17 protein-coding genes are annotated in these 25,069 nt (G+C 64.0%); 10 read left to right on the forward strand and 7 right to left on the reverse strand.

Features of this window, described 5'->3' with window-relative positions; translation table 11 throughout:
* Nucleotides 1-5 precede the first annotated feature (5 nt).
* The 3 genes from ACKI2N_RS15720 (at nucleotide 6) to ACKI2N_RS15730 (ending at nucleotide 4,776) form a co-directional block, all read left to right on the forward strand.
* On the forward strand, nucleotides 6-758 hold the full coding sequence (locus ACKI2N_RS15720) for an FkbM family methyltransferase (RefSeq protein WP_420993623.1): 753 nt from the start codon (nucleotides 6-8) through the stop codon (nucleotides 756-758).
* A 215-nt stretch (nucleotides 759-973) separates the two neighbouring features.
* Nucleotides 974-2,776: a hypothetical protein gene (locus ACKI2N_RS15725; RefSeq protein ID WP_420993622.1), complete on the forward strand. Its 1,803-nt coding sequence runs from the start codon at nucleotides 974-976 to the stop codon at nucleotides 2,774-2,776.
* A gap of 125 nt (nucleotides 2,777-2,901) precedes the next feature.
* Nucleotides 2,902-4,776, forward strand: coding sequence for a tetratricopeptide repeat protein (locus ACKI2N_RS15730; RefSeq protein ID WP_420993621.1), 1,875 nt, complete (start codon nucleotides 2,902-2,904; stop codon nucleotides 4,774-4,776).
* 149 nt (nucleotides 4,777-4,925) lie between these two features.
* Here ACKI2N_RS15730 and ACKI2N_RS15735 read toward each other — a convergent pair whose 3' ends face one another.
* From ACKI2N_RS15735 to ACKI2N_RS15765, 7 genes are all read right to left on the reverse strand, one after another.
* Nucleotides 4,926-5,708, reverse strand: coding sequence for a DUF6881 domain-containing protein (locus tag ACKI2N_RS15735; protein ID WP_420993620.1), 783 nt, complete (start codon nucleotides 5,706-5,708; stop codon nucleotides 4,926-4,928).
* Between the two features lie 57 nt (nucleotides 5,709-5,765).
* Nucleotides 5,766-5,975: a hypothetical protein gene (locus ACKI2N_RS15740; RefSeq protein WP_420993619.1), complete on the reverse strand. Its 210-nt coding sequence runs from the start codon at nucleotides 5,973-5,975 to the stop codon at nucleotides 5,766-5,768.
* 500 nt (nucleotides 5,976-6,475) lie between these two features.
* Nucleotides 6,476-6,922: a hypothetical protein gene (locus ACKI2N_RS15745; RefSeq protein WP_420993618.1), complete on the reverse strand. Its 447-nt coding sequence runs from the start codon at nucleotides 6,920-6,922 to the stop codon at nucleotides 6,476-6,478.
* A gap of 83 nt (nucleotides 6,923-7,005) precedes the next feature.
* The gene (locus tag ACKI2N_RS15750; RefSeq protein WP_420993617.1) at nucleotides 7,006-8,172 is read right to left on the reverse strand and encodes a hypothetical protein; all 1,167 of its coding nucleotides are present in this window, start codon (nucleotides 8,170-8,172) and stop codon (nucleotides 7,006-7,008) included.
* A 1,272-nt stretch (nucleotides 8,173-9,444) separates the two neighbouring features.
* Complete coding sequence (locus tag ACKI2N_RS15755; RefSeq protein WP_420993616.1) at nucleotides 9,445-9,735, reverse strand: helix-turn-helix transcriptional regulator; 291 nt, start codon at nucleotides 9,733-9,735, stop codon at nucleotides 9,445-9,447.
* A 172-nt stretch (nucleotides 9,736-9,907) separates the two neighbouring features.
* Complete coding sequence (locus tag ACKI2N_RS15760) at nucleotides 9,908-10,897, reverse strand: hypothetical protein (RefSeq protein ID WP_420993615.1); 990 nt, start codon at nucleotides 10,895-10,897, stop codon at nucleotides 9,908-9,910.
* A gap of 506 nt (nucleotides 10,898-11,403) precedes the next feature.
* Complete coding sequence (locus ACKI2N_RS15765) at nucleotides 11,404-12,756, reverse strand: MFS transporter (protein ID WP_420993614.1); 1,353 nt, start codon at nucleotides 12,754-12,756, stop codon at nucleotides 11,404-11,406.
* A 454-nt stretch (nucleotides 12,757-13,210) separates the two neighbouring features.
* Between ACKI2N_RS15765 and ACKI2N_RS15770 the strand changes: the two genes are divergently transcribed.
* The 7 genes from ACKI2N_RS15770 to cls all read left to right on the forward strand — a co-directional run bounded on the left by ACKI2N_RS15770 (nucleotide 13,211) and on the right by cls (nucleotide 24,666).
* Nucleotides 13,211-14,212, forward strand: coding sequence for a LacI family DNA-binding transcriptional regulator (locus ACKI2N_RS15770; protein ID WP_420993613.1), 1,002 nt, complete (start codon nucleotides 13,211-13,213; stop codon nucleotides 14,210-14,212).
* 229 nt (nucleotides 14,213-14,441) lie between these two features.
* Entirely contained in the window at nucleotides 14,442-16,226 is a 1,785-nt protein-coding gene (locus ACKI2N_RS15775) for an IlvD/Edd family dehydratase (RefSeq protein ID WP_420993612.1), read from the forward strand.
* Nucleotides 16,227-16,281: 55 nt separating this feature from the next.
* Nucleotides 16,282-17,469, forward strand: a complete 1,188-nt coding sequence (locus ACKI2N_RS15780) for a fumarylacetoacetate hydrolase family protein (protein WP_420993611.1) — start codon at nucleotides 16,282-16,284, stop codon at nucleotides 17,467-17,469.
* Between the two features lie 250 nt (nucleotides 17,470-17,719).
* Nucleotides 17,720-19,420: an aspartate-alanine antiporter gene (gene aspT / locus ACKI2N_RS15785; protein WP_420993610.1), complete on the forward strand. Its 1,701-nt coding sequence runs from the start codon at nucleotides 17,720-17,722 to the stop codon at nucleotides 19,418-19,420.
* 72 nt (nucleotides 19,421-19,492) lie between these two features.
* A complete protein-coding gene (gene aspT, locus ACKI2N_RS15790) occupies nucleotides 19,493-21,178 on the forward strand; it encodes an aspartate-alanine antiporter (RefSeq protein ID WP_420993609.1) in 1,686 nt (561 codons plus the stop codon).
* 122 nt (nucleotides 21,179-21,300) lie between these two features.
* Nucleotides 21,301-22,926: a bifunctional aspartate transaminase/aspartate 4-decarboxylase gene (locus ACKI2N_RS15795; RefSeq protein ID WP_420993608.1), complete on the forward strand. Its 1,626-nt coding sequence runs from the start codon at nucleotides 21,301-21,303 to the stop codon at nucleotides 22,924-22,926.
* A gap of 195 nt (nucleotides 22,927-23,121) precedes the next feature.
* Nucleotides 23,122-24,666, forward strand: coding sequence for a cardiolipin synthase (cls, locus tag ACKI2N_RS15800; RefSeq protein ID WP_420993607.1), 1,545 nt, complete (start codon nucleotides 23,122-23,124; stop codon nucleotides 24,664-24,666).
* Nucleotides 24,667-25,069 lie beyond the last annotated feature (403 nt).

The raw sequence follows: 25,069 nt of genomic DNA on the forward strand, positions 1-25,069 counted from the left end.
TTGCAATGAAGAACAAACAATTCAAGGAACTGATCGGTCCCCAGGGCCGTTTGATATCGCTGTTCAGAACAGTCCGGGCCGTCCCATTCAGCCTGGATCTGCCCGTCTTCGGCACCGTGTCGACCCTCGACGAGGTGCTCAACATTCACGACAACTTTGCCAAAGGAGAACTCCGGCACCCTGACATTGAAGACCATCTGTCCCACTCGGCGCAGCCTGTCGTGGTGGATTGCGGCGTCAACATCGGGGTGACGATCCGCTGGTGGCACTTCCTCAACCGGAAGGTGCGCGTCTTCGGCTTCGACATGATGAGCGAGGCCCATGCCTTCACCCAGGATCGCATTGGCACCTCGGGAAGCTGGTATGAGCCCATCACGTGCGCCCTGTCCGCGAGCGAGGGAGACAACCTCGAGATCAGCTTCGATGATCCACTCTTCGGAGAGAACAGTGTCAGCGCGACGGGACGCAGGCAGAAGCGCACCATCGAGACGGGCACGCTCGATGCGCGCCTGGAGAAATACGAGCTCGCGCAAATCGATCTGCTGAAGATCGACATCGAGGGGCACGGCGCCGAGGCATTGAAGGGCGGATCACACACGCTTCGGCGAACCCGGTATGTCCTCTTCGAAACGCACACCCGGCAGGAGATCTCCGACGCCTCGATCCTTCTTCATGACGCAGGTTTCCGGCTGATTGCCATGCGCAATCGGACGCTGGTCTACGCGCGCGACACCGGCACAAGCCCGATACAGGAGTAGCCAGGGTAGCCGCATCCGTCTTCAGATCCCCTTTCAGATTCCATCGTGCGGGCCGCCGTCCCCCCACAATGACCGCCTCTGACGGGGATTCAGGAAGGATCCGTCACCCATCTTTCATCAATTTTCCGATCCAGAAACAACATGGTGCTTTGGCGCCAACGTTGAGCCTCGCGCGCCTTCTTCGCGAGGCTCCATCCTTCAACAAGGAACCATCAATGAACCGATTCAACCTCAAACCAACCCTTCTGGCCGGCGTCTGCGCTTCCATGCTGGCCGCCTGCGGTGGCGGCGGGGATAGCAGCAACCAGCTTGCACCTTCCGCGCCAGCCACGCCCACGCCCGCCATCACCGGCAAAGCCATCGACGGCTACCTCGTCGGCGCAGCCGTCTGCCTCGACCTGAACAGCAACAACGCCTGCGATGCGAATGAGCCAAGCGCGATCACCGATGCCGATGGCAACTTCTCGCTGCCCTACAGCGGCGATGCCAGCGGCAAACGGCTGCTCGTGCAAGTCACCCCCTCCACCCGTGACCTCGCCCGTCCCGCCAGCTTCCAGTTCCCGGCGAGCTTCACTCTCTCCAATGTCGCGACAGGCTCTGCCGCCCAGGTCGTCACGCCTCTGACCACCATGGTCGCGGCGCAGATCGAAGCCGGCTTCACCCAGGCCGAAGCCATCGCCGCCATCCGGGCGCTCCTGGGCAGCCAAGTCGACCCGATGGCCAACTATGTCGCCGACGGCGACGCCGCAACGGCCACGGCCGCCAGCCAGATCGTCGACAAGGTGACCGCCTTTGCGTCAGCGGGCAAAGCCGATCCGGCGACGATTCGCCACGTGCTCAACGCCATCCTCGCCAAGGGCGACATCGCCTCCGTCACCCAGGCGGATGTCGATACCCAGGCCAGCAAGCCCGTGTATGCACAGGCCAACGCCGCGGAAGTCCTCGCCAAGCCACTCTACAGCTTGGTGGAGGCCGATACGGTCTATCTCGAGGGACTCATCATCCAGTCCGTCCAGCAGATTGCCAACGGGATGCTCCAGACGACCTATCAAAAGCGGCCGGTCAAGAGCGATGTCTGGACGGACGTATCCGCCGAGGACTCATTGAGCTATCTGGATCCGCGCGCCCAGTTCGTCATGAAGGCCGATGGCACATGGTCGGACATGCTCACGCCCGATCAATGGCGCGCGGCACAACCGCTATCCGCAACTGGCGTCACGCTATCGGGCACCGATCCGGTCACCGGTATCGGCTTCACCCTTGAGGAGCGCCGCGTCGACCTGAGCCATCAACCCATGACGATGGCCGTCTCAGGCACCCAGTTCGGCCCCGACGTCTCGTTTTACCCGGCGCACAGCACACCGTTTCCTGCAGGGACGACCGGCTATATGGGCATCCAGTCGTATGCCGGCGACCGCATCGTGCTGCCGCTGGGCCTGAGCAGCGGGTGCGAGTTCCCCTACCTGAAGGATGGCACATGTCCCAGGGGTCCCTCCTGGGCGCCTGACGCCGGCCTCAACCTGCCCCCGTACGACCCGAGCCGCCCGCGATACGACCCGAACCAGCCGCTCAATGACGCCAAGCTGCCAAGCCCCCTGACCTCCCTGCAGCAACTGGTCGGTCGCACGCTCATCGAGCCTGTCATCACCGGCGCCGAAGTGCAAATTTCCCCCGACGGCAAGGCGCAGTGGACTGTGGGCTGGTCAGCAGGAGGCACCCCGAACAAGTTTGTCAACGCCACCTGGACGGTCTACGCTCGCAACCCGAACGTGATAGTGTTTGACATGTCACGCTCGGATGCCGCTGCCGTGGCGGGGCTGAACGATAAAGCCTGGTCCATCGGCCAGGGCGCCAAGCTGGTCATGGCGTTGCGAGGCGGCCAACTGCAGAGTGGAGTGCTCTTTCCCGCTGGCTACGCGCAGCGAACCGTGCAGTTTGCCAATGCCCTGCCCAGCCAGCTCGCCATGCCAGCGGATCTGAGCCAACTGATGTCGAAACAGGTCAAGCAGACCAAGTAACTCCCTAGCCAGCGCAGGTGACAAGCTGGAACTCAATACCGGCCGGTACGTCTTTTCGATGTCCGGCCGGTCTTTTTTTGTCGTCGTGCAACCTGAATAAACAAGCGCCATTTTTTCTCCACCCCATGAATACCTTCGAAGATGCCTTGCTCGCCCATCGCCGAGGCGATGTGGCGACGGCCGCGCAAGGCTACCGCGCTGCCATCGCCCAGAATCCCGGCCATGCCCAGGCACTCCACCTGCTTGGCCTGCTATACCATCAACAGGGACAACACGATCTCGCCATCTCGCACATCGAGCGCGCCGCCACATTGCAGCCTCAAGATGCGACGATCCATCTGAATCTCGGCATTGCCCTGCGCGCTGCCGGCCGCACTGACCAGGCCATCGCGTGCTTTCGCAAGGCATTGGCACTGTCACCGACCATGGCGGCTGCCCACTACAACCTCGGCAACGCTTATGCTGCCGAACAGCGTCATACCGATGCAGTCGAGTCGTTCCTCGACGTCGTTAAACTGCAGCCCAACGACCTAGCTGCGCTCAACAACCTCGGCAATGCACTGCTGGCCCTCCAGCGCCATCGGGAGGCAGTGGATGTATTGGAGCGGGCGCTGCAGCTCGCACCAGGGCACGCCTTGCTGCATAACAATCTCGGCATTGCGCATCACGCCCTCCAGGAGACGGACCGGGCCATCGGGCACTTTACGGCAGCCGCTGCCGCGGATCCCGGCTATGTGTCTGCCCACATCAATCTGGGCAACCTCCTCCATGCGCAAGAGCGCAACGCCGCAGCCGCCGTGGCCTTCGAGACCGCGCTGGCATGTGACCCGGCCTCGGTCCCCGCCCTGGTGGGCGCTGGTAGTGCACTCAGCGCGATGGAACGCTATGCCGAGGCCGTCGCTCACCTGGAGTCAGCGGTTCGCCTCCAGCCACAGCTGGTGCCGGCCTGGTACAACCTGGGCTGCGCCCGGCTTGCTCTGCGTGCCTACGGCGCTGCGCTCGAGGCCTTCGACCAGGTCCTGCGCCTTGCCCCCGGCTTTGCCCCGGCCCACCTCAATCGGGCCCATACCTGGCTGGCCATGGGGGACTACCAGCGCGGGTGGCCTGAGTATGAATGGCGGTTCCAGACCATCCATTCCGTTCCATCCTCTCCCACATCCGACCTGCCTCGCTGGCACGGTGAAGCGTTGGACCATCAGGTTCTGCTCATCCGGGCCGAGCAAGGCTTGGGGGATACGCTCCAGTTCGTCAGATTTATTCCCCTGGCGGCGCAGCAAGCACCTCCTCTCGTCCTGGCAGTGCAACCGGAGCTCGTCCCGCTGCTGGATCCCAATGCCAAGGCGTGGGGCGTCAAGTTGATCGCCCAAAACGATCCCTGTCCGGAAGCCACCCTCCAATGTCCCTTGCTGAGCCTGCCGTACCGACTCGGCATGACATTAGAGACATTGCATCCTCCCTCGCCCACGCCTTATCTGGCGGCACCAGAAAGCTATCGGGCCAAATGGTGCAATGCGCTGCAGGATCTCAAGCGCCGCAAGATCGGGCTGGCGTGGTCTGGCCGCATCCGGCGCAACGAGAACCGCGCCATACCACTGGCAAAGCTCGCGCCTTTACTCGCGCTGGACCATATCGACTGGGTCATTCTCCAGCACGATATCGGTGAGGTCGATCTCGATATGCTCAAGAGCTCCCCGCATGCGGCGCGCATCCATCGCTTCGATGACACTGTGAAGGACTTTGCGGATACGGCCGCGCTGATGGAACAACTCGATGCTGTCGTCTCCATCGACACGTCGGTGGCTCACTTGGCCGGCGCGATGCATAAACCGCTGTGGCTCATGCTGCCATTTGCTGCCGACTGGCGCTGGTTTGCGGGATCCGAGTCCAGCTTGTGGTACCCGGCAACCCGACGGGTTTACCAGTCACAGCCAGGCGACTGGGGATCCGTCATTCAGGAAATCGTTACCCACCTGAGGCAAAAGCTCTCGCGTTCAAGTTGAGGCTACTGGCCTGCCCCTCACCCCAGTTGCGGGGTGAGAGGCATCGCAGCTGCTTTTTTTTCGTTCTGGTTCTGTGGGGGTGGTCAAGGGTCCCTAGACGACCCAACGCGGTCCCTCCAATATCCACAAAGCAGACGCTGGTGGTGCGGTCAGAGCACGCTCATCCACCCTGATGCTTCAAGGTGTCCGATGAACAAATCCAATGAATCGCGTGAGAGATCCAATGTCGCGACATAACCGCCTTTGCGATGAGGTTCGATACGTTTTACCAACGTAACTCCCGGGGCTCCTTCAAGGGTCCGGCGCAACACCTCAATCTCTGTCGCTGCGTCGGCCAAAGGGGAGTTTCGCCTCATCAGTCGGAGGCCGAAAGGCACAACTTTCAGCACGTGCGTCGACCATAGAGCGTCAAATTCAGCTGCAGTGATTGTGGTACCGATGAACTCAGCGGCGGCGTTAATCTCGGTAAGCGGCGGAACCGGAAGCAATCCTAGCTCAGTCCCATGAGCCGTGTGTTCGGCCCAGGCGTACCCAACCCGCCCATCTGCAAAAAACTCGAGCTTTCGAATTTCCATGCGTTGCTCGTCGAGCTCTGAGACAAGACGCGTAGGTTCCGTTCCCAGCGAGTGACGCCACTGAACGTCAATGAACTCGCATCGCGAGTTCTTCTGCCATCGCTTTGCCAATGAAAATGCGCGATGACGCAGTCGCTGCTCGATGGTAGGACTTTGCGCTAATGCGAGTAAAAGATCTGCCAACTCGGCATCAATTGGTTGGCCTGACTCTATCCATCCAATCGCGAGGCCAATCCAGTAATCCAAGCCCGACATGAGCCCCGCGACAACGGATTCTCTTGCTGATGATTCGCTATGAGATGCAGTCGAGTGGGGCTGTTCAAGTGGAAGAAGCTTGCTGCTTGGATTCTCGTGCATGTGTCTATGGTCGATAGCTAGGGAACTTGGTGCAGGACCTCGGCAAGGTTGGACATTCTATGCTTCGATGACCTCGCGCAGCCGGCCTAAGTCTGGCGACTCCGATTCGATGTAGAGAATATCGTCCGCCGAGCCTGTCACGTTGTCAGCGATGCCAATGACGAAATCGCGCCCGAATTGCAAGCGCAGATGGGCCAAGCGTGCAACGACACGCCCTATGTCAGCAAACCATTCGCATCGCTCGCGTCCGGGGTCGAGTAGTGCCAAGTTGATTCCAAGGTCCCAATCCGGCAAATCGCCTGGGCGACTCCAACGGCCACGCTCTTCTGGTTGACTACGAGCGGGCGTGAAAGGACCCAGCCCTGCGAGGCAACGAGCTCGACGAACTCCCCCTCGATGTCCACGACGTCGTCGTCGAGATCTGAACCATCTACGTATGCATACAGGGTGTGTTGTTGCATGGCGCTCTGGATAGTTGAGGACACGATCTACGCATTGTGTACAATCTAGTCGTTGATGTCGACTGGCGGCTTATGGCCGCGAACAGCCATTGTAGCTGCGGCGTGCTGCTCGAGCCGGTTCGCGACGGCGATACGGTAGTGGATGTGGCCAAGGCGTCAGCGCCGTACGTGATGGGAACAAAGGGACGGCACGCAGTCTATCAACGATCAGATATGGGGCACCTGATTATCCCAAATTACGTCCGACGTGCCCGCGATGCCGGTCGAAGCTTGAGCGCCCGGACCGGCATAACCCCGGTCATGGCACTATTTCCAGCGACGCCCCGACCGAGAGCCTTCCGACTTAACAAAAGCATCGGCGAAGCCGGTGCCTTCTGACAGATTGCTCCGCGCGGCAGCGTCACCCGATACTGCGCTTTCAACGCCAACCGATGGACCGGACTTACCAATCACAGAAGCCCTCAAGCCGTTTGCTGATCGCCGCTTCCGCTTTCTGATTCGTGCCAAGGCCGAATCAAAGCTGTCGGGCGTGAAATGGCAGCCCGCCCCCACTAGAACGTCTCGCACCTGCGAGCGATCATATCCACGCACAAGCAGGGCTTCCACTTCATCGATAACCGTCGCCAACCGCGCCGTCATGGAATTTTGCCTACAATCGGCCGCACGTGCTCGCAGGCGTTGAATCAGTTCGCCGTCTGAAAGCGAGGCTGCCGATTGCCCCATACCTGCATCTGCTTTGCCGGTGTAGTCCACCTGGTCTGCACTCCCTTTGCCTAGTAGGAGCACGCATTATGCACGGAAAGTGCACGCACAATGCACGCTCCCACAACGACTTACTAGGTGTCCGCCTTAGCCTGGTCGAAAGAGCCGGCGTCGAGCGAATCTGCCTGCACGCTGTGCGTCGGATCACCATCGAGCTTGGGCTTCACGGTACGCGGACGACCCGCTTTCTTCTTTTCCTTGACCCGGCTCGTACCGAACACGTGGCTGTCGCCGTGCTTGATCGTGAGGATCTGGTCCGCTTTCGTCATGTAGCGGATGTTGATGCGCAACGCCTCGCGCTTCTCACGGTCGTCCCAGTTGATCACGCCCGTACCCACGCCGTGGCCGTACTTCTCATGGAAGGCCTTGTTGGCGTTGCTGTTCCAGTACTGGCCCTTGCCACCCGTCATCTTGACCCAGTACTCCCCGATCTGCTTGGCGATATACACGTCGCGGCACGAATCTGCTGCGTTGTAGAAAATCAGCAGGTGCATGTGTAGGCCAGACTCATCGCCCTCCTCCAGCTTCCAGATGTAGTCATCGATGCCGCGCAGCAGCTTGTTGCCGCGGCGGTTGTTGAAGAACTGCTTGCGATACGCCTGGATCTCCTCGAAGGTGGTATCGTGACTGCGAAACCCGAAGTGCAGCATCAGCACAAGCGTGCGCGACTTGTTCTCGAACACTTGTCGCTCGACGGCCAGAGCCGTTGCCTCATTACGCTCCGCATTGCGCTTGCGTGCGCGCAGGCGGCTCTCGAACGCCGACGAAGCAACGATATCGCTGACGTGGTCACGCACGTCGTTGAAGATATCTGCGTGCGTCTTGCGCATGTCAGGATCGATCGTCTCGGGCTTACGGAACTGGAAACGCGCTGGCAACCCCACCGCCTCAATCGCCTCGATGACCGCCAGCACATGCGGGCTGTAAACGAAACGCAACAGCGGAGCGCAGTGTCCCCAAAAGTACTTGAGGGAGTTGAAGTACCCACAGGCCGCCGCCTTCGCCGTTGGCTTGACGACCGGCTTGCCACCCTCCTCGGTCTGGATCTCGAACCCCACGCTGCCTTTGTCGCATGCGATATCGCGCACCATGCGCTCCATGGCAACAAGGTAACGTCTGTTAGCCCGGAATTCCCCACTCACCTCGGGTGTATCCTCGCAGCCGTCGAACGACGCAGTGTTCCGCGCCAAATCCGAGTACTCGTAGTATTTGATGTAGTTGTCCTCTTCAAACGACATCATAACCTCCTATCTATATCGCAACGCGACAGCACATCCGTGTGCTGCCACTGGCAGTTGCGTTTAACTGAATCCCTGCGAAGGCAGGGTGACTGCCCTTCGCCCCTCTTATCACTCGCCCTGCGACCTCATGCGACTCATATGCCTGGCCATAAACCGTCAATTTCCAGCCGATGTGCCAATGCATTGACATGCTTTAGCAGCAGCACTGCTAACTACTGCATGCCATCGCCACCCTTACAGCACTCCCCGATTGGGTATTAATAGCGGAGCAAGCATTCCCTATGCAGTAGCATTCATTACATTTCATCGTTGCATTGCATTACATAGGTTCCATAAATAACTCCCGACATATCCTAACAATTCACACGGACCTTCCGATTAAAGCCCCCTTATAAAGCTGCGAAACAACCTCTTCTCGGGATATACTGATTTATGCCAAAATCAGATGGTCGAAACACTCCCTGCCGATGGCAGGAACATCCTGAGCCGGTCAGCATCCGACAAGAGGCTCTGCCAACCCGCTACGCGAGGGACCGGATCCACCTATAGTCGTAAGTTGTAGAGTTTCGGACTTAAGTTGTATGCACGGGTCGCAGTTCGTATCCTTCTAGTCAAGTCATCGCTTCGTGCTGCGGCGTGGTGTGCAGATTGGTTTCCGCCGCTACTTTTATTTCAATTGATTTTTAGATTTTTTTGACTGCGCTGGCCGACTGCCACCGTCGTGTCATATGCCACGACGGCAACTCGACATGCTCCGTGTTGCGCGCCAACAAAACAACGCACCATAATTAAAATACCGCGAGAATATATGGGCCTCAGATTTCCACACCTCCACAATTCACCGTAATCACCTTATATTGCCCACCATACTTGTATCTCACCCTGATTTTTGATAGGTCTCGACGCAATCTACGAAGCCATTTTTTACTTACGGTCCTATATCCCTTCAAAAAAGAATTGAACAGAGATCAGCGGCACTCAATGTAAGCACCGGATCGGCACGTTACAAGAATGCACAAATGATGGTCAATATTGAAAAAAACGGAAAAACAAAAGCTCCGTCCAACGACGTCCAATCCGATCCAGCCGGATCCAATCGCATTTTTTATTTGTGCAAAAATACAACACCACAACGACGGCATAGTGCAATTCTGGCGACGCTCAACACGTTGTTTGGTCCTAGAGACCAACCAATGCGTCGGGCATCACCATGGATGACCCGTTAGGTCAGTTCCAATGTGCCGTGCTCTCGATATTGCTGTTGATAGCCCATTACGCGGCAGCGCGCTGTGCACGCGAAGCAAGCCAGGCCTCGACCTCGTGCTCGTAGAAGCCCACGCAGCGTGCGGTCAACAGGATTTTGGGCGGAAATGTCGGGTCCTTCGCCATGAGCACGTACAGCGTCGCGCGAGACAGGCCAGTGCGCTCGATCAGTTGAGCCATGCGCAGAATGCGCAGGGCCTTGCCGAACTGAAACACCATCTGTGTTGCATTTGCCGAGGGGGCATGCAAATTGGGGAACGATTGTTGCGGCGGGGCTGAGTTGTGACGAAAGGTCGACATATCAAGATTCCTTGAGAATGAAGGCGAACGGGAAGTCGGATCCGCGCCCGCCGGTTACGGCTTGCGCCGCTCGGTAGGAATCTTGAAATTTCTAGGGGGGTATAAATCAACCCACTGACGTGCCCCCTTGTCCAGCAACGGCCTGAGGATCCAGTTTCTAGCCTATTTATAGTCAGGGGTGCCAGGTAGCGGACTTCTTCTGTCCATGTCCTGGCTTTCTTCCGGCTCGCGACTTCCTGGGAAACCCGTGTTTCTTAAAAAGCTGATTCAGGCGAGACTCACTAATGCCGTGCATTTTCGCAACCACCTTCCCTGTGTGCAACTTGTACTCCTCATACAACTTCTGCACCTGCTCTCGAGACCACGGGGTGCCAGCCTTGCGAGACTGCCGAACCATATCGGCCTTATCTGACGGTCCATTGCCGGGGGAAGGGCCATCAGCATCTCGATAGGGGATGCCGGACTCTCTCAGGAGGTTGATCGCCAACGTGCGCGAAAGAAAATAATGGCCTCGTCCAAGTCGAGCATCAAACGTCTCTATAGGGTGTCCGGCTCGGTCAACGATATTTAGCCCCTGGGAAAACTCCTCTTCAAGAGCGATCATCCCATGTTCGGCAAAGAAATCATCATGGCGGCGACGCTGCAATTCAACGTAGCTTTCAGTCACCAAGATTGGTTCCCAGTACTGCTCCTCGACGAGTTGCAGCGTCTCCATCTTTTCCCGAAAACCGGCCAAGAATCGCCCCTGCTCCCATTCGGACATCGGGTATACCAATGGCGGCAACTCATCCAGCAGGGCCGCCAGCAGCATTCTGTTTTTTAGGCTTAGCCTCGCCGGCAAGGAGTGCTCGGACATCATCCCGCGAATAGGTAGCGAAAGCTGAACCCCCGCCATGAAAGGGGGACACGGGATCGCATACGGCGTCGGATCGAAAAGTGCAGCCGGGAAATCGAGAGTTGCTTGTTGTTGCATGCGCTCGCCCGATGCGGAACCCTCAGATCTCGCCTTAAAGCTGTAGTCCACCATTTTCGAGCCAGTGATACATGCCATACCCGTCGCGCCTTCCTCTGGCACTGGATGGCGGAACGATGCGACAGCGCGCGCCAGATCATGGCAATCAATAAGTTCACCACCAGGCAACTCAACAGCAGGGGTAAGCACTTGGATCCTCCAAATTACAGACATAGGCCGAATTTAAGCTCTCAGCAAGGGATTCGGTTTTTGGGGCAAGCTCACTCAGGAAGATATTCGACATAGTTGTAGGTGCCCCGTCCCTATACGAACTGCCGGCCTTCGTGTCTCCACAGGCTATCGGCAGAGCATCGTAAAATTTAAGCGAGGGGCTATACCCCCAGCGGTCCGGTGGAAGTCTTGAGGCAGCGATAGACAACATCGGCAGACGCGAGATAAGGCTTGGGAAACGTTGGTACTTTTGATGGTATGCCTGGAATGGAAATATTTTTTATTCCAATAAATTCAAATACTTATACTTACAATTTGAGTCCGACCCCGGCACCATCTCTTCCCAGCAGTTCGGAAACAAGACAGCCCGCGTTCGGAAAACGAGCGCGGCGCACATGCGTGCGCCCTGCCCTTCGCCGGTGCCGCGCGCGTGGCGCGCAATGCCCGTCGGGGCCACGGCAACCGGGCCGCCGTGGCCCGACAGTTCAGCGCGCCGCCTCCGCTTCCCCATTGAGCAAACTGCGCGGAATCAGGACGATCAGCACGCAACTCACCAGCAGGCACGCGCCGAGCGCATAGGTGCCGTTGTTGATGTCGCCGGTGAGTTCCTTGGCCACGCCGGTGATCATCGAGCCGGTGAAGCCGGACAGGTTGCCGATGGAGTTGATCAGCGCGATGCCGGCAGCGGCCGCGGGGCCGGACAGGATCTGGCCGGGGAAGGTCCAGTAGATCGGCATCAGCGCGAGGATGCCGCAGGTGGAGATGGTCAGCAGGACGATCGACAACTCCACGTGCCGGGCGAACGCGGCGCTCAGGATCAGGCCCACGCCGCCGATCAGGGCCGGCACCGCGGCGTGGAAGCGGCGTTCGCCGGTCTTGCGCGAATGGCGGGCGTTCCAGATCATGGCGACGATGGCGCTCAGGTAGGGAATCGCGGTGAGCAGGCCGATGTGGAAGGTGTTGGTCACGCCCGAGGCGCGGATGATCGACGGCAGCCAGAACGCGAGGCCGTAGAAGCCGGTGTTGAACGTCAGCAGGATGAAGGTCAGCAGCCACACGCGCGGGTTCTTCAGCGCGGCGCCGACGCGGTGCGACTTGTTGCTGTTCTCGCGTTCGAGATTGCGCTCGAGCACGGCCTTTTCTTCGTTGCTCAGCCACTTCGCCGAGCGGATGCCGTCGCCGAGCGCGAACAGCACCAGCACCGCCACCAGCACCGAGGGAATGCCTTCGAGCAGCAGCATCCACTGCCAGCCGTGCATGCCGAACATGCCGTGGGTCTGCTCCATCAGCCAGCCCGAGATCACGCCGCCGACCGTCAGGCTCAGCGGGATCGCCACCAGGAAGCCCGACATCGCGATGCTCTGGCGCCTGGCCGGAAACCAGTAGTTCATGTAGAGGATGACGCCGGGGAAGAAGCCGGCCTCGCACAGCCCCAGCAGGAAGCGCAGCGAGTAAAACATGGTGGTGGTCTGCACGTGGAACAGCTCCGCCAGCGGCACCACGAACGCCAGCGAAGACGAGACGATGCCCCACGTGACCATGATGCGGGCGATCCAGAAGCGCGCGCCGAAGCGGTGCAGCAGCAGGTTGCTGGGCATCTCGAAAATGAAATAGCCCCAGAAGAACACGCTGGCGCCGATGGCGTAGACGGTATCGCTCATGCCAAGGTCGCCGAGCATCTGCAGCTTGGCGAAGCCGACGTTGACGCGGTCGAGGTAGGCCACCACGTAGCACAGCAGCAGCAGCGGCAGGATCCGCAGCATGACCTTGCGGTAGAGGCGGTCTTCGGACGTATCGGCGGCCGCCGGGATGGCGGCGGCCTGCGTGATGGTGGGCATGAACTTGTCTCCCGTTTCTTATATGGCTTCCGGCCCCACGCTGATGGCAGGGTTACCTTGCTGCCGCGCGGGAATGCGTTCGCGGCGGGCCGGAAGAGGTTCAGGCGGCGAATCCATTCGCCGCGGATCAGTGACGACACCGGTCTGGCACCGGCCGCGTGCGCTTCGCAAAGCTGGCGGCGAGGTCGGCCATGGTTATTATGGTACCGGTAACATTTCGGAGTGGAATGCGGACCCGCGAAACGCTCTGATACCGGTAACGAAAAATAGCACAGAGGCAATCGCGGCTTCAAGCCCGCGGCGCCAAGGGTATTCCCTTAGCGAGGCGCGCGCGCAGGATGGCGGTCATGTGGCCGGTATCATATGCGCACCTTTCACTCCTCCACCGCGCCAACCGATGGCCAATACCCCCGCTGCCCGCCACACCGCGACGCGCCAGTCCGGACCGCCCCGCATGTCGGATGTGGCCCGGCTGGCCGGCGTTTCCAAGATGACGGTCTCCCGCGTGCTGGCGGGACACAGCGTGGCGCAGGCCACGCGCGAGCGCGTGCAGCAGGCCATCGACGAGCTCGGCTATGTGGCCGATGCGGCGGCCGGCGCGCTGTCTTCCGGGCGCTCCGAATTCGTCGCGGTGCTGGTGCCGTCGCTGTCGAGCTCCAACTTCTCCGACACGGTGCGCGGGCTGAGCGACGCGCTGGAGCCGCACGGGCTGCAGTTGCTGATCGGCGACACCGACTATCACCTCGAGCGCGAGGAGCGGCTGGTGCGCTCCATGCTGCGCCACCAGCCGCGCTGCGTGGCGCTGACCGGCTCGCAGCACACCGAGACCACCCGCATGCTGCTGCAGCGCTCGAATATCCCCGTGGTGGAAATGTGGGACCTGCCCTCCGCGCCGATCGACACCGCGGTGGGCTTTTCCAACGTCAAGGCCGCGCGCGCGATGGTGCGCTACCTCGCCGAGCGCGGCTACCGTCGCATCGGCTTCCTGGGCGGCGCCAGCGAGCTGGACCGGCGCGGGCTGGACCGCATGAAGGGTTACCAGGCCGAGATCAAGGCGCTCGGGCTGGGCGAGCCGCGCGTCATCCGCCTGGGCGAGTCGCCCGTCACCATGAGCCACGGCGGCCCGGCCATCGCCGCGCTGCTGGCGCAGTGGCCCGATACCGACGCCGTCATGTGCGTGAGCGACATGTCGGCGTTCGGCGCCATCATGGAATGCCTGCGCCGCGGCCTGTCGGTGCCCGGCGACATCGCCGTGGCGGGCTTCGGCAACTTCGAAGTGGCCGCCTGCTGCTATCCGGGCATCACCACCATCTCGGTCGATGCGTACGGCATCGGCATGCGCACCGGCGAGGCGCTGCTCGCCGCGCTCGACGCGCGCGAAGGCGCCGGCGCGGCCAAGGCGCCGCCGAAAAGCGTCAAGATCGACTACGCCGTGCTGGCCCGCGAAAGCGCCTGAAAATACCGCCGGCGGACCAGCCTGGCGAGCCGGCCACGCTGGCCGCAGGCACCTGTGCAGGTCCGCGCATGCGTGCTAACATCCGAAATTGTTACCGGTAACTTAAACCCGCGGAACCCGGCCGCGCCTGCGCCCGATGCGGTACACGCTGCCGCGCCGGCACCGGTAAGCATCCCAGGTACGCACCACAGGCAAGCACCACAAACAGATCCTCACGGAGACAAGCAAGATGTCCCAATCCACGCCGCGCCGGCTGCGCAGCCAGAACTGGTTCGACGACCCGTCCCACGCGGACATGACCGCGCTGTACGTCGAGCGCTTCATGAACTACGGCCTGACCCGGGAAGAGCTGCAGTCGGGCCGGCCCATCATCGGCATCGCGCAGACCGGCAGCGACCTCGCGCCGTGCAACCGCCACCACATCGAGCTGGCGCAGCGCACCAAGGCCGGCATCCGCGACGCCGGCGGCATCCCGATGGAATTCCCGGTGCATCCGCTGGCCGAGCAGAGCCGCCGCCCCACCGCCGCGCTGGACCGCAACCTCGCCTATCTCGGCCTGGTGGAAATCCTGCACGGCTTCCCGCTCGACGGCGTGGTGCTGACCACCGGCTGCGACAAGACCACGCCCGCGTGCCTGATGGCCGCCGCCACGGTCGACCTGCCGGCCATCGTGCTGTCGGGCGGGCCGATGCTCGACGGCTGGCACCAGGGCAAGCGCGTGGGCTCGGGCACGGTGATCTGGCACGCGCGCAACCTGCTGGCCGCCGGCGAGATCGACTACGAAGGCTTCATGGAGCTGACCACGGCTTCGTCGCCGTCGATCGGCCATTGCAACACCATGGGCACCGCGCTGTCGATGAACAGCCTGGCCGAGGCGCTCGGCATGTCGCTGCCGGGCTGCGCCAGCATCCCGGCGGCCTACCGCGAGCGCGGGCAGATGGCCTACGCCACCGGCAAGCGCATCGTCGACCTCGTGCGCGAGGACGTGCGGCCGTCGCACATCATGACGCGCGCGGCCTTCGAGAACGCCATCGTGGTGGCGTCGGCGCTGGGCGCCTCCAGCAACTGCCCGCCGCACCTGATCGCCATCGCCCGCCACATGGGCATCGAGCTGAGCCTGGAAGACTGGCAGCGCGTGGGCGAGCAGGTGCCGCTGCTGGTGAACTGCATGCCGGCCGGCGAATACCTCGGCGAGAGCTTCCACCGCGCCGGCGGCGTGCCGGCCGTGCTGCGCCAGATCGACGCGGCCGGGCTGCTGCGCCGCGAGTGCCTGACGGTGTCGGGCCGCCGGATCGGCGACATTGCCGGCGCCGCGCCGGATGCCGACCACGACGTGATCCGCACCGCCGAAGCGCCGCTCAAGCACGGCGCCGGCTTCATCGTGCTGTCGGGCAATTTCTTCGACAGCGCGATCATGAAGATGTCGGTGGTGGGCGATGCCTTCCGCCAGACCTACCTGAGCGAGCCCGGCGCGGAGAACACCTTCGTGGCGCGCGCGATCGTGTTCGAGGGGCCGGAGGACTATCACGCCCGCATCAACGATCCCGCGCTGAAGATCGACGAGCGCTGCATCCTGGTGATCCGCGGCTGCGGCACGGTGGGCTATCCGGGCAGCTCGGAGGTGGTCAACATGGCGCCGCCCGACGACATGGTCAAGCGCGGCATCACCTCGCTGCCGTGCATGGGCGACGGCCGCCAGAGCGGTACCTCGGCCAGCCCCTCGATCCTCAACATGTCGCCCGAGGCGGCGGTGGGCGGCGGCCTGGCGCTGCTGCGCACCAACGACCGCATCCGCGTGGACCTCAACGCGCGCAGCGTCAACCTGCTGGTGGCAGAGGACGAGCTGGCGCGCCGCCGCGAGCACGCCACCTTCACCGCGCCGCCGTCGCAGACGCCGTGGCAGGAACTGTACCGCAAGCTGGTGGGCCAGCTGTCCACCGGCGGCTGCCTGGAGCCGGCCACGCTGTACCTGAAGGTGATCGAGGAACGCGGCGAGCCGCGCCACTCGCACTGAACGCCCGCCAACGGCGCCCCACGACCGACTTCCTTGCCGACTTCCTTGCCGACCCATGCGAACTCTCTCTCCCTCCGCCTGCCTGCCCGCTGACCTCGACCAGGCGCTGCTGGCCGGCCGCGTCTGGCGCCGCGCCGGCGGCCACGAAGGCCCCTGCGTGGTCGCCGTGCGCGGCGGCCAGGTCTTCGACATCACCGCCACCGTGCCCACCACCGCCGACCTGTTCGAGCGCGCCGACGCCGCCGGCATCGTCCGCCATGCCCCCGGCGAAGCGCTCGGCAGCGCCCAGGCGCTGCTGGCGGCGGCGCTCGCGGGCGACGCCGGCGCGCCCGTGCGCCTGCTCGCGCCGTGCGACGTGCAGGCCATCAAGGCCTGCGGCGTCACCTTCGCCGTCAGCCTGATCGAGCGCGTGATCGAGGAGCAGGCCGGCGGCGACCCGGCCCGCGCGCGCGACGTGCGCGAGACCATCACCGCGCTGATCGGCACCGACCTGTCGCAGATCGAGCCCGGCTCCGAGGCCGCCCGGCGGCTCAAGGCCGAACTCGAGCGGCGCGGCGCGTGGTCGCAGTACATGGAGGTCGGCATCGGGCCCGACGCCGAGGTGTTCTCGAAATCGCAGCCGATGTCGGCGGTCGGCTTCGGCGCCGACATCGGCCTGCATCCGGCCTCGGTGTGGAACAACCCCGAGCCGGAGATCGTGCTGGCGGTCAACAGCGCCGGCACGGCGGTGGGCGCCACGCTGGGCAACGACGTCAACCTGCGCGACATCGAAGGCCGCTCCGCGCTGCTGCTGGGCAAGTGCAAGGACAACAACGGCTCGTGCGCGATCGGCCCGTTCGTGCGGCTGTTCGACGAGCACTTCACGCTGGACTCGGTGCGCCGCGAAAGCGTGTCGCTGCGCGTCGAGGGCGCCGGCGACGGCTTCGTGCTCGACGGCATCAGCCACATGAGCGAGATCAGCCGCGACCCGGCCGACCTCATCGCCCAGACCTGCGGCCGCCACCACCAGTATCCGGACGGTTTCATGCTGTTCCTCGGCACCATGTTCTCGCCGATCAAGGACCGCGATGCGCCCGGCGCCGGCTTCACCCACCACCTCGGCGACGTGGTGACCATCTCCGCACCCGCGCTCGGCGCGCTGGTCAACACGGTGGGCCTGTGCACGGAGATCGCGCCGTGGACCTTCGGCGTGCGCGCGCTCTACCGCAATCTCGCGCAGCGCGGGCTGCTCGGCGCCGCCTGACGGCGCCGGCCGGCCCGCTGCCGCGCCGCAGCGGGCAAGGCCCGGGCCCTGCCCGGGCCGCCCTTCCCTCCTGCCGCCCCAGGCTTTTCCTGCCGCATGCCGCACGCCACGCACCGGCGCATCCCCTGCGCCGTCCGCCGCACATCGATACTGCTTAAATCACAAACAAAAGCTTTCAGCACGCGCACCAACTTGTGGCAGTGATAATGGCCCACGCCATCCCGCGCCGCCGGCAACGCGGCGCCGTTCCATGGAAGCCATCGTCCACCTGCTCGCCACGCAACCCGAGATCGCCCTGTTCCTGGCGCTGGCCGTGGGGCATGCCGTGGGCGCGGTCAAGGTGGGGCCGTTCCAGCTCGGCGGCATCTGCGGCACCCTGATCGCCGCGCTGGTGATCGGCCAGAGCGGCGCGCGGCTCGACGCCGACGTGCGCAACGTCTTCTTCGCGCTGTTCATCTTCGCGCTGGGTTTCACCGGCGGCCCGCAGTTCTTCGCCAACGTGGCGCGCAGCTGGCGCATCGGGCTGCTGTCGCTGGTGGAAGTGGCCACGGTGCTGGCGCTGATGTCGCTGGCGGTGGTGGCGCTGAACCTCGACCAGGGCACCGCGGCCGGGCTGCTGGCGGGCGCGGCAACCGAGTCGGCGGTGATCGGCACGGCGTCGGAGGCCATTGCGCGCCTGGGCGTGTCCGCCGAGCGCGTGCGCGAGCTGCAGACCAATATCGTCACGGCCTATAGCGTGACCTACCTGTTCGGCCTGATCACCATCGTGCTGTTCACCAGCCAGATCGCGCCGTGGCTGATGCGCATCGACCTGCGCGAGGCCGCCGCCGCGCTGTGGCACAAGCTCGGCGGCGAAGGCGACATGGGCGCGCGCCAGTATGCCGCGCTGCCGCCGCTGGTGGGACGCCTGCTGGAAGTGCGCGGCGGGGCAGGGCGCACCGTGCTGCAGGCCGAGCAGGCGGTCTCGCTGGGCGTCACGGTCCGGCGCCTGCGCCGCGACGGCGTGACCTTCAAGCCGGAACCCGGCGAATTGCTGCGCGCCGGCGACGTGGTGCTGGCCTATGGCCGGCGCGAGGCGATGGTGCGCTTCGTGCAGGACACCGGCACCGAACTGGCCGATCCCGCCGGCGACACCGACATGGAAACGGTGGCCCAGGTGGAGCAGGACGTGCTGCTCGCGCGCCGCGAGATCAGCGGCCTGACGCTGGCCGCGCTGCGCCGCATGGCCAGCGTGGGGCTGGGCCGCGGCGTGTACATCGACGGCATCAGCCGCGTGGGCCGCCCGATCCCGGCGCTGCCCGACACGGTGCTCGAGCGCGGCGACGTGCTGAGCCTGAGCGGCCCGTCGGAGGCGGTGGAGCGCGTGGTGCCCGAGCTGGGCTACCGCGTGGTGCCGACCATCAAGACGGATTTCGTGTTTCTCGGCATCGGCGTGCTGCTCGGCATGCTGCTGGGCCGGCTCGACCTGCGCCTGGGCAGCGTGGACCTGACGCTGGGCACCGGCGGCGGCTGCCTGGTGTCCGGCCTGGCCTTCGGCTGGCTGCGCGCGCGGTTGCCGCTGATGGGCTCGCTGCCCTCCTCGGCGGCGGAGATCCTCAAGGATTTCGGGCTGGCCACGTTCATCGCGGCGGTGGGCCTGTCGGCCGGGCCGGATGCGATCAAGCTGGTGAAGACCTATGGCCTGGCGCTGCCGGTGGCGGGCGTGCTGATCTCGGTGGTGCCGGCCTCGCTGTCGCTGCTGATCGGCCGCTGGCTGAAGATCGAGACGCCGATCCTGCTGGGCGCGGTGGCGGGCCAGCAATGCAGCACGCCGGCCATCATGGCGCTGACCGGCGCGGCCGGCAACAGCACGCCGGTGATCGGCTACACCATCACGTATGCCATTTCCAATGTCCTGCTGCCGCTGATGGGGCCGATCGCGGTGGCGGTGGCGGGCGCGCTGGCGCACTGAGGGCCAGCACCGACCGGCGAGCGCGCGGCACGGCGCGGAGCCGACCGATTTATCACGCAGCAGGAGCACAGCATGGAATGGTTGCACGGCATCTTCCAGAAATCCCCTGAAGCGGCGCTGTTCCTGTCGCTGGCGGTGGGCTACGCGATCGGCAAGATCACCTTCGGGCGGTTCCAGCTGGGCGGCGTGGCCGGCTCGCTGCTGGCGGCGGTGGTCATCAGCCAGGTGGGCGTGGAGATCGACAACGGCGTCAAGGCGGTGATGTTCGCCGTGTTCATCTACGCGGTGGGCTACGAGAGCGGGCCGCAGTTCTTCAACTCGCTCAACCGCAGCTCGCTGCGCGAGATCGCCATGGCCATCTTCATGGCGGTGGTGGGGCTGGCCACGGTGGTGATCCTGGCCAAGCTGTTCCACCTCGACAAGGGCCTGGCCGCGGGGCTGGCTGCCGGCGGCATGACGCAGTCGGCCATCATCGGCACGGCCGGGGACGCCATCACCAAGCTCGGGCTGTCGCCCGCGGAGGTCAAGACGCTGCAGTCCAACGTGGCGATCGGCTATGCCGTGACCTACGTGTTCGGCTCGCTGGGCGCCATCATCGTGTGCGTGAACATCCTGCCGCGCTTCATGAAGACGGACCTGAAGACCGATGCGAAGAAGGTCGAGGCGGCCATGCACGGCGGGCTGCCGCAGTTCGGCCCGGGCCAGCGCGGCGCGCTGCCGCGGCTGGTGGGGCGCGTGTTCCGCGTGACCGGCGCGGCCGGCAAGACGGTGGCGCAGATCGAGACGCGCGGCGAGGACCTCGTCACGGTGGAGAAGGTGATGCGCGGCGGCAAGGCGCTCGCGGTCACGCAAGAGCTGGTGCTCCAGCCCGACGACCTGGTGCTGCTGGTGGGCCGGCGCGACGCCATGGTGCCCACCGCGCTGGTGATCGGCGAGGAAGTGGCCGAACCCGAAGGCATGGGCGTGGTGATGCAGACGCGGCGCGCGGTGTTCACGCACAAGGACATGAACAACAAGTCGATTGCCGAGATCATCGGCATGGTGGAGCGCGAGCAGCGCCACGGCGTCTACATCGAACACCTGGAGCGCTATGACCATCCGCTGCCGATCCTGCCCGAGCTGAAACTGCAGCATGGCGACATCATCACCTTCTACGGCACGCCGGCCGACACCGCGCGCGCGGCCAAGGCCGCGGGCTACGAACTGGTGCCGAGCGAGAAGACGGACTTCGTCTACTTCGGCGCCGGCGTGCTGGTGGGCCTGCTGATCGGCCTGCTGGTGTGGCGCGTGGGCTCGATCCCGCTGACCCTGGGCGCCGGCGGCGGCGCGCTGCTGTCGGGCCTGGTGTTCGGCTGGGCGCGCTCCAAGCATCCCATGTTCGGCGCCATGCCGACCGCGGCCTGCCAGTTGCTCAAGGACTTCGGGCTGGCGGCCTTCGTCGCCATCGTCGGCATCAACTCCGGCCTGCAGGCAGTGACCACGCTGCGGCAAAGCGGGCTGACCATCTTCCTGCTGGGCGCGGTGGTGACGCTGCTGCCGCTGTTCCTGACCATGCTGTTCGGGCGCTACGTGCTCAAGTACGACAACGCCGCGCTGCTGGCCGGCGCGCTGTCGGGTTCGCGCAGCGCCAACCCGGCCTTCGGCGGCATCCTCGAGAAGGCCGAGAGCCCGGTGCCGACGGTGCCGTTCGCCATCACCTACGCGCTGGCCAACGTGCTGCTGACCCTGCTGGGGCCGCTGGTGGTGGGCCTGGTGTAGGTGTGCCGCGCGTGCCCTTTTCCGTTCCGCCTTGCCGTTCCGCTTTCCGGACCCCGACACCGCCCGCGCACCGGCGCCGGCCGGCGCGGTCCCTCGCCAACCAGCCTTACCTGGAGCAAGTGATGACCAAACCTGACCTTTCCAAGCTGTCGAGCCTGTCGCCATTCGAACTGAAGGACGAGCTCATCAAGCTGGCCGGCAGCGACGCCGACCGGCACATGCTCAACGCCGGGCGCGGCAACCCCAACTTCCTGGCCACGGTGCCGCGCCACGCCTTCTGGCAGCTCGGCCTGTTCGCCATGCGCGAATCGGAGCGCTCGTTCTCCTTCCTGCCCGAAGGCGTGGGCGGCTTTCCGCGCCGCGAAGGCATCAGCGAGCGCTTCGACCTGTTCGCGCGCGAGAGCGCCGACACGCCGGGCGTGAAGTTCCTGGCCGGCGCGGTGTCCTACGTGCGCGACCAGCTCGGCCTGAGCGCGGGCGATTTCCTCTACGAGATGTGCGAGGGCATCCTGGCCTGCAACTACCCGGTGCCGGACCGCATGCTCAGGCTGTCCGAGAAGATCGTGGCGCAGTACATCCGCAAGGAGATGATCGGCGACCACCCGTTCACGGGCAAGTTCGACCTGTTCGCGGTGGAAGGCGGCACCGCGGCCATGACCTACCTGTTCAACACCATCCGCGAGAACCACCTGCTCAAGGCCGGCGACACCATCGCGCTGGGCATGCCGATCTTCACGCCGTACATCGAGATCCCCGAGCTCAACGACTACCAGCTGGTGGAGCTGTCCGTCGACGCCGATCCGAACCAGCGCTGGCAATACTCCAACAAGGAACTGGACAAGCTGCGCGACCCCAAGGTCAAGGCCTTCTTCCTGGTCAACCCGAGCAACCCGCCCTCGGTGCGCATGAGCGACGAAAGCCTGGAATACCTGGCCTCGATCGTGGAGGAGCGGCCCGACCTCATCATCCTGACCGACGACGTGTACGGCACCTTCGCCGACAACTTCGTCTCGCTGTTCGCCATGTGCCCGAAGAACACCATCCTGGTGTACTCGTTCTCCAAGTACTTCGGCGCCACCGGCTGGCGCCTGGGCGTCATCGCCACCCACCAGGACAATGTGTTCGACGCGCAGATCGCCAAGCTGCCCAAGGCGCAGCGCGACGGCCTGCACAAGCGCTACAGCTCGATCACCACCGAGCCCGACAAGCTCAAGTTCATCGACCGCCTGGTGGCCGACAGCCGCACGGTGGCGCTGAACCACACGGCGGGGCTGTCCACGCCGCAGCAGGTGCAGATGGTGCTGTTCTCGCTGTTCTCGCTGATGGACACGCCCGACAACTACAAACAGGCGATGAAGCGGCTGATCCGCAGCCGCAAGGCGGCGCTGTACCGCGAGATCGGCATCGCGCCGCAGGACGGCGACCCCAACGCGGTGGACTACTACACGCTGCTCGACATCGAGCAGCTCGGCGGCAAGGCCATCGGCCCGGACTTCGTCAAATGGGTGCTCAGCTCGGCCGAGCCGGTCGAGCTGCTGTTCCGCCTGGCCGAGGAGGCCGGCGTGGTGCTGCTGCCCGGGCGCGGCTTCGGCACGCGCCACCCGTCCGGACGCGTGTCGCTGGCCAACCTGAACGAGTCCGACTACGTCAAGATCGGCCGCTCGATCCGCAAGCTGTTCGAGGAATACGTGGAGCGCTACAACAAGGCCACCGGCAGCAAGGCGCGCAAGGACGTGACGAAGAAATAGGCCGGGGCCGGCAAGCGCGGGCCGAAGAGCAAGCCGGAGAGCGGGCAAAGAACGGGCAAAGAACGGACCAAGAGCGGACCAAAGAGCCGGCAACGCGCGGCGCGGCAATAGCGGAAATGTCCGCATCCCGCCGCCGCGCGGCTCTGGTATGGTTGGCGCTCCGTCGAACGTCGCCAGCCGGGCGCTACGAGCCGCATGCCGCCATCCTTGTCACCGCTGTCCTCACTGCCCGCCTTGCTCTCCCCCACCGTGCCCGCCGTCTGGCTGGCCGCGCTGCCCGATGCCGTGGCCGCCGGCCTGTCCTCGGGATGGCCGTGGCTGTTCACGCTGGCCGAATGGCTGATCCGCCTGGCCATGCTGGTCTACGTGCCGCAGCGCCGCGCGCCGGCGGCGGCGCGCACCTGGCTGCTGCTGATCTTCTTCCTGCCGTGGCTGGGCCTGCTGCTGTATGCGCTGTTCGGCCGCATCTACTATCCGAAGTCGCGCCGCCTCAAGCTCGCGCGCATCAACCAGGGCATCGAGCGCGTGCGCGGTCCGCTCGAGCGCTTCGCGCCGGCGCAGCCGCTGCCCGCCGGCGTGTCCGCCGACGCCGCCGGCCTGATCGAGCGGCTCGGCTCCTACTGGCCCATGCGCGGCAATGCGGTGGAACTGATGGACAGCTACGGCACCGTGGTCGCGCGCATGATCGCCGACATCGACGGCGCCGCGCGCCAGGTCCACCTGCTGGTCTACATCTACGCCGCCGACGCCACCGCGCGCGCCTTCACCGACGCCCTGCTGCGCGCCGCCGCGCGTGGCGTGCAATGCCGCCTGCTGGTGGATGCGCTCGGCGCCCGCGCCGGCTGGCGCGCGTACGCGGACGAACTGCGCCGGGGCGGCGTGGAAGTAGTGCAGGCCCTGCCGATGCGCTCGCTCTCCGCCGTGCTCAAGGGCAAGAGCGCGCGCTTCGACCTGCGCAACCACCGCAAGATCCTGGTGGTGGACGGCCGCATCGGCTACATCGGCTCGCAGAACGTGATCGACGCCGAATCCATGCCCGGCCTGCCCAACGAAGAACTGGTGGCGCGCGTGACCGGCCCGGTGGTGACGCAGTTGCAGGCGGTGTTCCTGGCCGACCGCTACCTGGAAACCGGCGAGACCGCCAACGGCGGCTTCATCGCGGAGAATTTCCCGCCGCCCCAGGCCACCGGCGCGCACACCGCGCAGATGCTGCCCAGCGGCCCCGGCTACGGCACGCAGAACGCGCAGATGGCGCTGGTCAGCATGATCCACCGCGCGCGCGAACGCGTCGTCATCACGACGCCCTATTTCGTCCCCGACGAAGCCTTCCTGCAAGCGCTGCAACTGGCCTGCTACCGCGGCGTGGCCGTGCACCTGGTGCTGTCGCAACGGATCGACCAGCGCTTCACGCAGGCCGCGCAGGAAGCCTACTTCGGCGCGCTGCTGGACGCGGGCGTGCAGATCCACCTGTACCAGCCGGCCTTCCTGCATGCCAAGCACGTCACCATCGACGACGAAGTCGCGATGGTGGGATCGACCAACATGGACATCCGATCGTTCGCGCTCAACGCGGAAGCCGCGCTGGTCATCTACGACCGGGCCGTCGTGGCGCGCATGCGGGAGATTCAGGAGCGGTACTTTTGCCACAGTGTGCAGGTGGAACGGGCCGCTTGGCAGCGGCGGCCGCTGCGGCGGCGGACTTGGCAGAATCTTTGCCGGTTGGCGGATTCGTTGTTGTAGGGGGAGGGGTGATTTTTTGTTGGATTTTATATTTTATGTTTTGATACTTACCAATTTATTTTATTTAACTTTAAATTCAAAATATTAAAATAAAAGTCTTAAATTCAAAGTCAAAGGCTTTCGCTCCCCCGGAGCGACCTACTTTCTTTTTTCCGAAAAGAAAGTAGGCAAAGAAAGCGGACTGCCTGGCCGGCAGGGGCAGAAACGTTGGGGTTTCTGGTTGTTGGTGGTTTCGTGGTGGGGCCTGTAGTTCTGCTAGTATCCTGCCGTTACCGGTTTTGGCGGCCACTATTCTGCGAGCGGCGCTGGATTCGTGGTGGCGCTGCATGATGGCGTAGGCCCAGGTAGTTCAGGCTGCTGCCGCGACCGGAGCGGATGCCAAGTCATAGGCACGGCACTGGTT

Source organism: Cupriavidus sp. 30B13 (assembly GCF_049059565.2).
In the GTDB taxonomy this organism is placed as follows: domain Bacteria; phylum Pseudomonadota; class Gammaproteobacteria; order Burkholderiales; family Burkholderiaceae; genus Cupriavidus.